This is a genomic window from Citrobacter sp. TBCS-15, from assembly GCF_005280815.1.
Classification (GTDB): domain Bacteria; phylum Pseudomonadota; class Gammaproteobacteria; order Enterobacterales; family Enterobacteriaceae; genus Citrobacter; species Citrobacter werkmanii.
Genome location: NZ_SZWK01000313.1, coordinates 201,857 through 214,635, shown reverse-complemented (window position 1 = coordinate 214,635; position 12,779 = coordinate 201,857). Strand labels below are relative to the sequence as shown.

Here is a 12,779-nt window from a genome sequence, read left to right as displayed (position 1 = left end):
GCACTTCCCTACGCTCAGCTAAATAAATCTCTAACCGTGATAATTCATTTCCAATCGTAACGTGCCAGGTTATTGCCTACCGTCCCCCACCATAAAGCGAATGATCAAACCGCATGTCGGGGCAAGAAAAAGGAATAATCCGGTTACCATTTCGTTACCATTAGTCAACCGCATAGTGAAAACGTAAATTAAAGCCGTGAGTATGCCCATGCCGATAAAAGCGCTTATTGACGCCGCCGCGCCCATTACCTGCCAGATGTAGCAACTGACGCTCAGAATGCTCAATGCGAGAAAGATCCAAAAATAGAGCATTGCGATACCTCCTGTTTGCCGTAAAACTTTACGTAAGTCCTTACACTCCCTTGATTTTATATTCTAAGACAATTCCCATTAGTTCGCAATTTAAGCAACATTTACGTTACAAAAATCACTCATCTGCTTACTATTTAGATATTAACCTGGATTTTATTTATTCATCATAAAAACAATGGATTATATATAGGCTTTTTTTTGTTCTTAATCGCCCCAAAAATATTTACGAAACTTGAGTAATTATTTCTGGCTGACATTAATCTTCGGGTGTACATTGTGCGTCCGATCATTCATGCCCCTCGTGGTTTTGTCCTGACTCAGTTTTACACTCTTTGCAGGAACCAATGTCGTTTATGGCGGCCTAACGATCTGTGCAGAGTGTAACGCGCCAGACCCAGCGTCTTCGCGATACATCTATTTCGTACCAACAACAGGTGCTTATGTTTCCCCAATGTAAATTTTCACGCGCGTTTTTGCATCCGCGCTATTGGCTCACGTGGTTTGGCGTCGGTGTGCTCTGGTTACTGGTACAACTTCCCTATCCCGTATTATGTTTTCTTGGTACCCGTACAGGAACACTGGCTCGCCCATTTTTAAAGCGCCGTGAATCTATTGCACGTAAAAACCTCGAACTCTGTTTCCCCAATCTGTCGCAGGAAGAAAGAGACAAACTGGTCGATGAGAACTTCCGTTCACTCGGTATGGGACTGCTTGAAACAGGCATGGCCTGGTTCTGGCCGGATCACCGGGTTCGCAAATGGTTTGATGTAGAAGGGTTAGACAACCTTAAACGCGCCCAGATGGAAGGCCGTGGCGTGATGGTTGTAGGCGTACATTTTATGTCGCTGGAATTAGGTGGCCGCGTAATGGGGCTTTGCCAGCCGATGATGGCAACCTATCGCCCACACAACAATAAGTTGATGGAGTGGATCCAAACCCGCGGTCGTATGCGTTCCAACAAAGCCATGATCGGCAGAAATAATCTGCGTGGCATTGTCGGCGCCCTGAAAAAAGGGGAAGCGGTATGGTTCGCTCCCGATCAGGACTACGGCCGTAAAGGAAGCTCGTTCGCGCCCTTCTTCGCCGTTAAAAACGTGGCAACCACCAATGGTACTTACGTGCTGTCACGCCTATCGGGCGCAGCGATGCTGACCGTAACCATGGTGAGAAAAGCAGATAACTCAGGTTACCGCCTGTTTATCACACCACAAATGGAAGGTTACCCGGCAGATGAAAGCCAGGCTGCGGCTTATATGAATAAAATTATCGAAAAAGAGATCATGCGCGCGCCCGAGCAGTATCTCTGGATCCACCGTCGCTTCAAAACCCGCCCCATGGGTGAAGCCTCGTTATATATCTAAAAAGAAAGGCCTTACGGCCTTTCTTTTTGTCTGTGGCTGAATTACTTAACGCCCCACTCGTTCTGTAGTTCAGCCATGCGCTCATTGTAGTTACGAGCAATACAGGCTGGTTTATCCTGCTCTTTCCAGCACTCGTTTCGTCCTTTAACCCAGCCGCGCTGCTCAGCTTTCAGCGTTGGGTTATTTTTCGATTTAACCAACGCCTGTTTGTAGACCCCGTTCAACTTAACATCCAGCGCGGAGAGTGATGGACTCTGGCAAATAACCTCTTCAATACTTCCCTTTGCCACCGCTGAGCAAGAGAAAGAAGGACCGCTGTAGGTCGATTTTTCCCCCGGAGCGTAGTCAATATTGTCTTCAGGCTGACAAATTCCGTGCTTACGATTAGGTCCTGTCCATGAAACTTCCGGGTTGCCGTCATCTTTACGGGAGATGGAAAGCGTATTTTTCCCGCTTTTGGCTTCCCAGTAGTTGTCATTGAAGCTCTTTACGGTTGCCTTTGAGCCATCAATCCAAACGTTGCCTTTACCATCACTATTCACACCACCAATACTTGCGCAGCTGAAATTAAACGCTAACGGAGAGGCCGCCATCGACGCCACTGGCGTAAGAACGAGTGCTAACATCATTAATCTGGTCATTTTTAACCTTTTCATTATTGAATTCCGCGAAAAATTAACCGTATTCATATTATGGTGATATGAGAATTCTCCGACTAATCATTACGTCGCTCAATAGCAATTTATTACCGGCAGAAATTAAACTGTCGCCGAATCACGACACTTGTAAGTTATTAAAATTAAATAGAAAAATGCCTCTTGTCTCACCTCATTTTTAGGCGTACATTAGCGCCGTCTGGAGCACTAAAGCTCAGAATTCTGAGGTGATGCAGCCAGGCAAACGAGGGATATTCTCCATTTCGTTTGCGCGTGCATCAGCTCTCTGTCAGGTAAGCATATGTTCATTCAGACGTACCCAGGTACGCGGAGAGATGAAAAGTGAAATATTTCTTTATGGGCATTTCTTTTATGGTCATCGTTTGGGCCGGTACGTTCGCCCTGATGATCTAAATAAAAGACGCAGCAAAAAAACAGGAGCCATCAGGCTCCTGTTTGCTTTTGGGGATCTCACGATTGGTTAGTCGGTACTTTCAATAGCCGATTTCGCACTGGCAGGCAGTAAGCCATCTGCGCGAAACATCGCTTTGATGCCGCGGATCGCCTGGCGGGTACGGTCACGGTTTTCAATTAAGGCAAAACGCACGTGTGTATCGCCATAATCACCAAAGCCAATCCCCGGCGAAACGCATACTTTCGCTTCGTTCAGCAATTTTTTGGCAAACTCAAGTGACCCCATCGCGGCATATTGCTCAGGAATTTTCGCCCAAACGTACATTGAGGCCTTTGGCATCTCAACCATCCAACCGGCCTCATGCAGCCCTTTAACCAGCACATCGCGACGGCGTTTATACTGCTCGGCAATATCCCGTACGCATTGCTGATCGCCTTCCAGCGCCGCGATTGCCGCAACCTGCAACGGTGTAAACGTCCCGTAATCGTGATAGCTCTTGATGCGCGCCAGCGCATTGACCAGCGTTTTATTGCCGACCATAAAACCGATACGCCAGCCCGCCATGTTGTAGCTTTTCGACAGGGTGAAAAATTCAACCGCGACATCACGAGCGCCTGGTACCTGCATAATCGATGGCGCTTTCCAGCCATCGTAAACGATATCGGCATAGGCGAGATCGTGAACCACCAGCACGTCATAGCGTTTAGCCAGCGCGACGACTTTTTCGAAAAATTCCAGCTCGACGCACTGTGCTGTCGGGTTGGACGGGAAACCTAAGATCATCATCTTCGGTTTCGGGTAGCTTTCACGGATCGCGCGCTCCAACTCATTAAAGAAATCGACACCTTCCACCAGCGGCACTGACCGTACCTGCGCCCCGGCAATCACCGCGCCATAAATATGGATCGGATAGCTCGGGTTGGGTACGAGAACCGTATCACCATGATCGAGCGTTGCCAGCATCAGGTGCGCCAGTCCCTCTTTGGAACCAATAGTCACAATCGCTTCGGATTCGGGATCAATTTCAACGTCATAGCGTTCCTGATACCAGCGGGAAATCGCCCGACGCAGACGCGGGATGCCGCGAGACGTGGAATAGCCATGCGTGTCCGGGCGCTGCGCCACGGTACACAGTTTTTCAACAATGTGAGGAGGTGTGGCCCCATCCGGGTTCCCCATACTGAAATCGATAATATCTTCGCCGCGCCGACGCGCAGCCATTTTCAGTTCAGCTGTAATGTTAAAAACGTAAGGGGGAAGGCGATCAATACGCGTAAAGCGACGTTCAGGGCGGGAGTCAGCCATAATATCCTCAGATTAACGTTAGCGCCCGGACCGTCCGAGCGACGCTGCCACGATGGTGGCACGTTTAGAAAATAGCCTGAATAATTTCCTTCTGTCGAGAGGCAATACAAAATATTTTTTTTCGACACAAATGAGGAACAGGCAAACAAAATGAGGAAATATTCAATTTCACACACAGCTAAAAATTACCATCATTTAACATTTTGTTGTGAAAAACATTACCTTGATCTTTGCGCTTAGAAGATAGGTATTGTAAATACAACAACAATGCAACAATCCCCTTTTAATATTAAGGTTTTTCCTCATTAGCCGCAGACTGCGCGGGCGCTGGTCATCCAGACTCAGGTTGCCTATCATAGAGGTTTAACCCCTGCGCAAGAGTCACCCGTGCACGAAATATTTAATATGCTGCTGGCGGTATTTGACCGGGCAGCGCTGATGCTGTTTTGTCTGTTTTTCCTGATTCGTATCCGCCTGTTTCGCGAACTGTTGCACAAGTCAGCCCACTCCCCGAAAGAGTTGCTCGCCGTCACCGCGATTTTCTCGATGTTTGCCCTGTTCAGTACCTGGTCCGGCGTACCGGTTGAAGGCTCACTGGTTAACGTACGTATTATTGCGGTCATGTCAGGGGGAATTCTGTTCGGTCCGTGGGTCGGCATCATTACGGGGCTCATCGCCGGCACCCACCGCTACCTGATTGATATTGGCGGCGTCACCGCCCTACCCTGCTTTATTACCAGTATTCTGGCAGGCTGCATTGCCGGGTGGATCAACCGTAAGATCCCCAAAGCGCAGCACTGGCGCGCAGGTATTTTAGGCGGAATGCTATGCGAATCTCTGACCATGATCCTCGTCGTCGCCTGGGCACCCACCACCGAACTGGGGCTGGATATCGTCTCGAAAATCGGTATCCCAATGATCCTGGGCAGCGTCTGTATTGGCTTTATCGTTATGCTGGTTCAAAGCGTGGAAGGTGAGAAAGAAGCCAGCGCCGCGAAGCAGGCCAAGCTGGCGCTGGATATCGCCAACAAAACCCTGCCGCTTTTCCGTCACGTCAACAGCGAGTCGCTCCGCCAGGTATGCGAGATTATTCGCCATGATATTCATGCTGATGCCGTCGCTATTACCAATACCCAGCACGTTCTGGCCTACGTTGGCGTGGGTGAACTGAATTACCGCGATAACGATGACTTCGTCAGCCCGACCACGCGACAGGCGATCAATTATGGAAAAATCATCATAAAAAACAATGATGAAGCACATCGGACACCGGAAATACACTCCATGCTGGTGATCCCGCTTTGGGAGAAAGGCGTTGTTACCGGCACGCTAAAAATCTACTACTGTCACGCTCACCAGATCACCTCCTCATTGCAGGAAATGGCCATCGGCCTGTCGCAGATTATCTCGACTCAGCTTGAGGTTTCTCGGGCGGAACAGTTACGCGAAATGGCAAATAAGGCAGAGCTAAGAGCACTGCAGAGTAAAATAAATCCCCATTTCCTGTTTAACGCCCTGAACGCTATTTCCTCGTCGGTGCGGCTTAACCCGGACACTGCGCGTCAGCTCATTTTTAATTTGTCTCGCTATCTTCGCTATAATATTGAATTAAAAGATGATGAGCAGATCGACATCAAGAAAGAGCTGTATCAAATCAAAGATTACATCGCCATCGAACAGGCCCGTTTTGGCGACAAGCTGACGGTTATTTATGATATTGATGAAGAGGTAAGCTGTTATATTCCCAGCCTGCTGATTCAGCCGCTTGTTGAGAACGCCATCGTCCATGGTATTCAACCCTGCAAAGGGAAAGGCGTGGTCACCATCAGCGTTGCAGAGTGCGGGAACCGGGTACGGATTGCCGTGCGGGATACCGGTCATGGTATCGATCCGAAAGTGATTGAACGGGTCGAGTCCAATGAAATGCCGGGTAATAAAATTGGCCTGTTGAATGTGCATCATCGCGTTAAGCTGCTCTACGGTGAAGGATTACTGATCCGCCGTCTGGAGCCAGGCACAGAGATTGCCTTTTATGTGCCTAATCAGCACTCGCCCGCAGCCGCACCGGCCACATTATTGCTTTAACCAGGAGTGAAGTCGTGAAAGTCATCATTGTCGAAGATGAATTCCTGGCCCAACAGGAACTAAGCTGGCTGATAAAAGAGCACAGCCAGATGGAGATTGTCGGTACATTTGACGACGGTCTTGACGTGCTGAAATATCTCCAGCACAACCGCGTTGACGCTATTTTTCTGGATATCAATATTCCCTCGCTGGATGGTGTACTGTTGGCGCAAAACATCAGCCAGTTCGCGCATAAGCCCTTTATTGTGTTTATTACCGCATGGAAAGAGCACGCTGTAGAAGCTTTCGAACTGGAGGCCTTTGACTATATTTTGAAACCGTATCAGGAATCACGCATTGTCGGCATGCTGCAAAAGCTGGAGGCCGCCTGGCAACAGCAGCAAGCGGGAACCTCACCATCTGGCCCAGCGCCCCGTGAAAACGATACGATCAACCTGATCAAAGATGAGCGGATCATCGTAACCCCGATCAACGACATCTACTACGCTGAAGCCCATGAAAAGATGACGTTCGTCTATACCCGGCGCGAGTCGTATGTGATGCCAATGAACATCACCGAGTTTTGCAGCAAACTGCCTGCTGCGCATTTCTTCCGCTGCCACCGCTCATTCTGTGTGAATTTGAATAAAATTCGCGAGATCGAACCCTGGTTTAACAACACCTACATTTTGCGCTTAAAAGACCTGGAATTTGAAATCCCGGTGAGTCGGAGTAAAGTGAAAGAGTTCAGACAGTTAATGCACTTATAGCGCAGAGAAAGAGCAATGAAAGAGCCAGGCCTGCCCGCCGACCAACAGTTTTTTGCCGATCTGTTCAGCGGCCTGGTGTTAAACCCGCAGCGTCTGGGGCGCGTATGGTTCGCCAGGCAACTAGCCACATTACCGACCGGCAGTTTATGTATTGACCTGCCCCGCCTGGATATCGTGTTGCGCGGAGAGTACAGCAACCAACTGGAAAAACAGCAGCACAGCCTGGCGGAAGGCGACATGTTGTTCATCCCGGCGAAAGCGGCGAATTTACCAGGCAGCGATAAACCGGTGATGCTCTTGAGCCTGGTATTTTCACCGGCCTGGCTGGGCCTCTCTTTTTATGACAACCGAACCGCATCGCTGCTACGTCCCGTACGTCGCATTGAGTTACCGCATCCGCAGCGCGGTGAAGGCGAGGCGATGCTTACCGCATTAACCCATTTAAGCCGCTCACCACAGGCCCAGGATATTATTCAGCCGCTGGTGCTGAGCCTGCTGCACCTGTGCCGCAGCGTGGTAAACACCCGGCCTGATATAGCGCGCCCGCGCTCTGAATTTCTCTATCACAGCATATGTAATTGGGTCCAGGACAACTATGCCCAGCCGCTGAACCGGGAAAACGTAGCGCATTTTTTCAATATCACACCGAATCACTTATCAAAAGTATTTACCCAGCATGGCACCATGGGATTTGTTGAGTATTTGCGGTGGGTGAGAATGGCGAAGGCGCGCATTATCTTACAGAAATATCATTTGTCGATTAGCGAAGTCGCACAGCGTTGCGGGTATCAGGACAGTGATTATTTTTGCCGCCTGTTCCGCCGTCAGTTTGGCCTGACGCCGGGCGAGTACGGCACCCGTTTTCAGTCAGCACGTTGATTGAGGCAATACCAACGAGTTAGTCATATCCACTTGTATCGTTGTAAAATAATGCCCTTTCGCGCATAACGTGCAGGCTTACTCAACAAAGTGAATATTCGATGAAAAACAGAAGTGCACTTTCCCTGATGTGTCTTCAGATGCTGGAATCAGGTGCGGATCGTCGGACCGTAAAAAGAGCGCTCACCGCCCGACGCGTAAAAGGTCGCCAGGCGGTAGTACTGCTCTGCAAACAAGAGATGATACTGTTAAGGGCCGGGAAACTGCCGATTCAACACACCGCAGATTAATAATTCCTCTTGTAAAACCGTTTTGCCCAGCCTGCAATCCCATTACCGTAGGCTGGAAAACACTCCTCACAGTGGCGTTTAAAACGTCAGTTCCGCCTGCAGCAACGCCAGAATGCTTTCGGCATCGGTCGCGGCAAACAACGACTGGCGGAACTGCTTGTTCACCAGCTTACGCGCCAGCTGCGAGAAGACCTTCACGTGGTTAATGCCTTCATCAGCCCCCAGCGTTAGCATGATCACCAGCTCAACATCGCCCATTTCGGACTGCCAGTCTATCGGCTGAGCAAGCCGGGCAATGCTGATACTGGAATGGTTGATCCACTGGGATTTAGTATGTGGGATAGCAACCCCGAAACCAACGGCAGTAGTCACTATCTCTTCGCGCTGCCAGACATCTTCCTCCAGCTCAAACGGATGTTCGGTGCGTCCATTTACCCCAAGATTACCACATAAGAACTGGATCACCTGCTCTTTGTTGGCAAGAGGCTCGCCAACAAAAATATTCTCCAGCGCCAGTAGCGGGCGCACGTCTTTCTGCGGTGCAAACTGCTTCAGCAAATCTTCTATCTCCTGAGCACTGCGACACTCGCAGGCCTGCATAGCGAGTTCGCGACACGCCTGGCCGTCCAGTTGACGAAGCTGACTTTTCACCGCCGGGATCCGTGGGCTGCTCATACTTAACTCGTCAAGCCCTAAGCCCAACAGCAGCGGTAGGTAACGACTTTCCCCGCCCAGTTCACCGCAAATGCCTACCCATTTACCGCGTTCGTGCGCCACGAGGACAATCTGCTGCAACATCCGCAAGAACGAGGGCGTAATCGGGTTATATAGCGGCGACACGCGAGGATTATTACGATCGACAGCGTACAGATACTGGGTCATGTCATTTGAACCAATGCTGAAGAAATCCACCTCGTCACAGAAGTGGTCGATGATGTAACACACCGACGGTACTTCAACCATAATCCCCAATGAAATTGTCGGAGCATGACGTAAACCCTCCGCTTTCAGCTCCACCAGCGCTTTTTGCAATTCGCTTTTTACCCATAAAATCTGGTCGAGGCTGTGCACCATCGGGATCATCAACTGCGCATTACCGAAGGTGGCCGCGCGTAAAATGGCGCGCAACTGCGTGCGAAACAGCCCAGCAAATTCGGGATAAATCCGCACCGCGCGATAACCCAGGAACGGATTTTCTTCTTGCGGAATATTGAGATAACGGATGTTCTTATCGCCGCCAATGTCCATCGTGCGAAAGATAACCGGCTTGTCGCCCGCAGCCAACAACACCTGTTGGTAGGCTTCAAACTGTTCCTGCTCGTCGGGAGCACTGTCGCGATCCATAAACAGCATTTCTGTGCGAAACAACCCAATCCCTTCCGCGCCATTGGCAAACGCCCCCGGCGCTTCCAGCGCGGTGCCAATATTCGCTGCAACGTCAATTCGTTGATTATCTTTGGTTAACGCGGGCTGGGCGGCGTCAAGGGCTTGCCGACGCTGGCATTCATCAGCCAGCTTCTGCGCAATCGCGTAGTAGCCGCGAACCGCCTCGTTTGGATTAATGGCCAGGACGCCACATCGGGCATCCAGTACCGCGGGTTGCCCGGCATAGCGGCTAATCGCGTCCAGCGGCAAGCCGCTAAGCACCGGAATTGCCGACGCCCGAGCGAGGATCAGCGTATGCGAGGTGCGCCCTGTTTTCTCAAGGATCATGCCTGACAGATGCTGCAAATCGAGGCTCAAAAACTGACTGGGCGTCAGATCTTCAGCAACCAGAATCGTTGGTTTTTCCAGCACCAGCGCATGGCGTGGCCGCTTTTCAGGCCAGGTAATGTGCAACAATTGTTCGCTGATATCACGGATGTCGCTGACGCGTTCGCGCAAATAATCGCTGCCGGAAGCCGACAGCTTATCGCATACTTGTTCCATATTGGTGATAATCGCCGCCCCTAACCCCAGATGCTGCTCGAGCATTAATCGGCGAATATTCCCGGCGAACTCATCGTCCTGAATCAGAGACAGATGCGCGCTGAGAATGGTTTTACTCTCACCATCGCGCTGGCGGAGTTGCTGATTGAGCAGCTCCGCCAGCGTCGCCAGACTGTGCTCCAGCCTGGCGTTGTCTTCCGCACTCGCCGCAATCGCGCGATAGCTCTCCAGATTATCACTCTGCCACAGCGTGAGCTGACCTGCCCCCACGCCGCCTGCCAGCACGGTGCCATACAGCAAATCCGGGTTGAGCCGAATCAGCGAACGCGGCAACGGATGCGCCGCCAGTTCCGCCGCCCCAGGCTGAACGCTGTCGCTGTCGATAAACCGCTGCTGAATGTACTCCTCCAGCGCCCGTCTGGCCTGTTCTTCATCATGACCGGTGATGGTTAAGCTACAGCTGTCGTTAAACAGCGTCCCGGTGCCAATCAGCGCCAGCGAGCTTTTCGCATCCGCTTTGGCGTTTTGACGATGGTTGAAAAACATCACCTCACTTTGCCACTGGCTACACTGCTCTTTCAGCTCCCATGCTGGACGCGCATGCAGGCCATTGGGTAACGGGCAAAGAAATTGAATCGTTAGCATAACAACTCCTGATTAGCGCGAAATCAGCACCTGAAATCCGTCAGATGAGCCACGGTTTCGCACGTAAGATGTGAAATAAGCGCCGACAGCAGCTGCTGCGTCTGGATGATGTCACGACAGTCGGCAATCGATGCCGCACAGTGCCCATGCCGTGTGGCTGGCCCCATAACAACCGTCGGGATCCCCGTTCCGCTGACGTGTACAGCCCCGCCATCGGTGCCGCCATTACTGAACATATCGAGCTGTAACGGTATACCCGCGTCAGCGGCCACACTTTCAATCCATGCCGTCAGCTTTGGCGGCGCAATCAGCGATTTATCGCTCAGCACCAGCATCGGGCCTTTGCCGAGCTGTCGGTGGTTGGCCGCGCCACAATCAAAATTTTTCGCCCAGCAGGCGGTGTCCAGCACGATCGCCACATCGGGGGCAACTGCACGCGCGGCCGTTTGCCCTCCGCGCAGTCCAACTTCCTCACTGGAACTGGCTACCAGCCACACCTCGCAAGGGAGATCGGCACCATGCCATTCGCGCAGCAGCGCGACCAGCAAATAACATCCAAGCCGGTCATCAAAGGCTTTGCCCATGACGCGTTGGTGCGGCAAAACCTGAAAAGTCGTGTCAAAGGTAACGCGATCGCCTGGGTGCACGCCGGCCTGAAGTACTTCGTCATAAGATCGAGCGCCAATATCCACCCGTAGCGCATTCACCTCATTGCCACTGCGCTCTCCGTCGAGCAGACCCGGGATTTTGCTCTCTTCGCGGGTGGTAATCCGCACCGACTGCAACTGTCTGGCCGCCATACGCACATTTCCCACTGGCAAGACATCGATCGCTCCTTCGCTGGAAATACTGCGCACAATAAATCCCACTTCATCCATATGCGCGCAGATCATTACCTTCGGACCGGTTGATTCATTCAGGCGGATCAACACCGATCCTAACCCATCGAAGCGCACTTCTTTGTGCAGACGATCTGCTTCTTCGAGCAAGATCTGCCGCACCTCCTGTTCTGAGGAGGCGATCGCATCAGCCTCGCTCAGCGCCTTCAGTAGCGATAAGTCCATCACGCCTCTCCCGTGTGTAACAATGTTTTCGCCATGGTGTAGAGCACCTCGCCGCCGTCTGGCGTAACCAGTACCACGTCCTCAATACGTACTCCGCCCTGCCCCGGCAGATAAATACCTGGCTCAACGGTGAGCAGCATTCCCGCCGCCAGAGGCGTCGCATCGGTGGGTGAAAAACGTGGATTTTCATGGACCTCAATGCCGATAGCGTGTCCGGTATTGTGACCAAACTCATTACCATAGCCCGCCTGCGTAATAACTTGCCTGGCTGCGGCGTCCACCTCATTGCAACGCGCGCCGGGTCGGATTGTCGCCACCGCCGCCAGTTGCGCTTCCAGAACAACCTGATAAATCGAAAATAGTGCGCTTTCTTCTGCAGAGTGGTTGGCGTCGGGTATGCGAAACGTTCGCGTCATATCCGAACAATACCCCTGATACTGTGCGCCAAAATCCAGCGTAATGAACTCACCCGCCTCAACACGCTTGTCGCTGGCTTTACCGTGCGGCAGCGATCCGCGCCAGCCGCTGGCGACAATGGTGTCAAAAGAGGCTTTATCTGCGCCGAGCGTACGCATGTACCACTCCAGTTCGGCGGCAATCTCGCGCTCACGCAAACCAGGTTTAATAAAACGCCGTATGTGCTCAGCGCTGAGGTCGGCAATCCGACAGGCTTCACGGATACAGGCTATTTCCTGGGCCGTTTTCACCTGCCGAAGCACGTCCGGCACGGCGCTCACCAGTCTTCCATGCAGTTTGTCTGCCCATGTCTTTGCCGTTTCCCAGCTTACCTGCTCGCCTTCGAACCCCACCGTCTGCAGCTTTTCGTCAGCAATGATGTGATTCACCCGCGAATACAGCGTCTGCGTGCCATCGAGGAGATGGATCTGGTAGTCCTGAGTACGCGTAGCGACATCGGTGTAATAACGGGCATCGACGAGGATATGCGCGCTTTCATGGCTGATAAACACATACCCTGAACTGCTGGAGATCCCCATATGCGGCTGTTTATTCTGTCGCGATGACAGCAGCATCGCATCAAGATGTTGCGCCGCCAGCCAGTCACGCAGCGAGGCAAGTAAGCTCATGGTT

12 protein-coding genes are annotated in these 12,779 nt (G+C 51.7%); 6 read left to right on the top strand and 6 right to left on the bottom strand.

Features of this window, described 5'->3' with window-relative positions; genetic code table 11:
• Positions 1-69: 69 nt before the first annotated feature.
• Positions 70-312, bottom strand: coding sequence for a DUF2545 family protein (locus FDW96_RS23790; protein WP_042306990.1), 243 nt, complete (start codon positions 310-312; stop codon positions 70-72).
• 440 nt (positions 313-752) lie between these two features.
• On the opposite strand from FDW96_RS23790, the gene lpxP reads away from it, so the two are divergent.
• Positions 753-1,673, top strand: a complete 921-nt coding sequence (gene lpxP / locus FDW96_RS23785) for a kdo(2)-lipid IV(A) palmitoleoyltransferase (RefSeq protein ID WP_042306988.1) — start codon at positions 753-755, stop codon at positions 1,671-1,673.
• Positions 1,674-1,714: 41 nt separating this feature from the next.
• Here the strand turns inward: lpxP and FDW96_RS23780 are convergent, their stop codons facing one another.
• Positions 1,715-2,329 carry a lysozyme inhibitor LprI family protein gene (locus FDW96_RS23780; protein WP_137350009.1) on the bottom strand — a complete coding sequence of 205 codons (615 nt, stop codon included), beginning with the start codon at positions 2,327-2,329 and terminating at the stop codon, positions 1,715-1,717.
• A 342-nt stretch (positions 2,330-2,671) separates the two neighbouring features.
• Here FDW96_RS23780 and ypdK point away from each other — a divergent pair, with 342 nt between their 5' ends.
• Entirely contained in the window at positions 2,672-2,743 is a 72-nt protein-coding gene (gene ypdK / locus FDW96_RS23775; RefSeq protein WP_010723117.1) for a membrane protein YpdK, read from the top strand.
• A gap of 67 nt (positions 2,744-2,810) precedes the next feature.
• Here the strand turns inward: ypdK and alaC are convergent, their stop codons facing one another.
• Positions 2,811-4,049 carry an alanine transaminase gene (gene alaC / locus FDW96_RS23770; protein ID WP_042306985.1) on the bottom strand — a complete coding sequence of 413 codons (1,239 nt, stop codon included), beginning with the start codon at positions 4,047-4,049 and terminating at the stop codon, positions 2,811-2,813.
• A gap of 387 nt (positions 4,050-4,436) precedes the next feature.
• Here alaC and FDW96_RS23765 point away from each other — a divergent pair, with 387 nt between their 5' ends.
• The 4 genes from FDW96_RS23765 (at position 4,437) to FDW96_RS23750 (ending at position 8,052) form a co-directional block, all read left to right on the top strand.
• Positions 4,437-6,134 (top strand): sensor histidine kinase, encoded by a 1,698-nt coding sequence (locus FDW96_RS23765; protein WP_137366402.1) that lies wholly within the window; start codon positions 4,437-4,439, stop codon positions 6,132-6,134.
• Between the two features lie 14 nt (positions 6,135-6,148).
• Positions 6,149-6,883: a LytTR family DNA-binding domain-containing protein gene (locus FDW96_RS23760; RefSeq protein ID WP_042306983.1), complete on the top strand. Its 735-nt coding sequence runs from the start codon at positions 6,149-6,151 to the stop codon at positions 6,881-6,883.
• A 15-nt stretch (positions 6,884-6,898) separates the two neighbouring features.
• Complete coding sequence (locus FDW96_RS23755) at positions 6,899-7,762, top strand: helix-turn-helix domain-containing protein (protein ID WP_042306981.1); 864 nt, start codon at positions 6,899-6,901, stop codon at positions 7,760-7,762.
• Between the two features lie 101 nt (positions 7,763-7,863).
• Entirely contained in the window at positions 7,864-8,052 is a 189-nt protein-coding gene (locus FDW96_RS23750; protein WP_042306978.1) for a hypothetical protein, read from the top strand.
• Positions 8,053-8,130: 78 nt separating this feature from the next.
• Here FDW96_RS23750 and ptsP read toward each other — a convergent pair whose 3' ends face one another.
• The 3 genes from ptsP to ypdF are packed head-to-tail and all read right to left on the bottom strand — an operon-like array spanning position 8,131 to position 12,775.
• Positions 8,131-10,626, bottom strand: coding sequence for a phosphoenolpyruvate--protein phosphotransferase (gene ptsP, locus FDW96_RS23745; RefSeq protein ID WP_042306976.1), 2,496 nt, complete (start codon positions 10,624-10,626; stop codon positions 8,131-8,133).
• Between the two features lie 23 nt (positions 10,627-10,649).
• The gene (ypdE, locus tag FDW96_RS23740) at positions 10,650-11,690 is read right to left on the bottom strand and encodes an aminopeptidase (RefSeq protein ID WP_137366401.1); all 1,041 of its coding nucleotides are present in this window, start codon (positions 11,688-11,690) and stop codon (positions 10,650-10,652) included.
• Positions 11,690-12,775, bottom strand: a complete 1,086-nt coding sequence (ypdF, locus tag FDW96_RS23735; protein WP_137366400.1) for an aminopeptidase — start codon at positions 12,773-12,775, stop codon at positions 11,690-11,692. Before ypdF ends, ypdE begins: the two co-directional genes overlap by 1 nt.
• Between the last annotated feature and the right edge of the window lie 4 nt (positions 12,776-12,779).

Coding starts and splice junctions, on each gene's coding strand:
- alaC (WP_042306985.1), bottom strand. CDS start 4,049: ATGGCTGACTCCCGCCCTGAACGTCGCTTTACGCGTATTGATCGCCTT.
- FDW96_RS23790 (WP_042306990.1), bottom strand. CDS start 312: ATGCTCTATTTTTGGATCTTTCTCGCATTGAGCATTCTGAGCGTCAGT.
- ypdF (WP_137366400.1), bottom strand. CDS start 12,775: ATGAGCTTACTTGCCTCGCTGCGTGACTGGCTGGCGGCGCAACATCTT.
- FDW96_RS23780 (WP_137350009.1), bottom strand. CDS start 2,329: ATGAAAAGGTTAAAAATGACCAGATTAATGATGTTAGCACTCGTTCTT.
- lpxP (WP_042306988.1), top strand. CDS start 753: ATGTTTCCCCAATGTAAATTTTCACGCGCGTTTTTGCATCCGCGCTAT.
- FDW96_RS23755 (WP_042306981.1), top strand. CDS start 6,899: ATGAAAGAGCCAGGCCTGCCCGCCGACCAACAGTTTTTTGCCGATCTG.
- ptsP (WP_042306976.1), bottom strand. CDS start 10,626: ATGCTAACGATTCAATTTCTTTGCCCGTTACCCAATGGCCTGCATGCG.
- FDW96_RS23750 (WP_042306978.1), top strand. CDS start 7,864: ATGAAAAACAGAAGTGCACTTTCCCTGATGTGTCTTCAGATGCTGGAA.
- ypdE (WP_137366401.1), bottom strand. CDS start 11,690: ATGGACTTATCGCTACTGAAGGCGCTGAGCGAGGCTGATGCGATCGCC.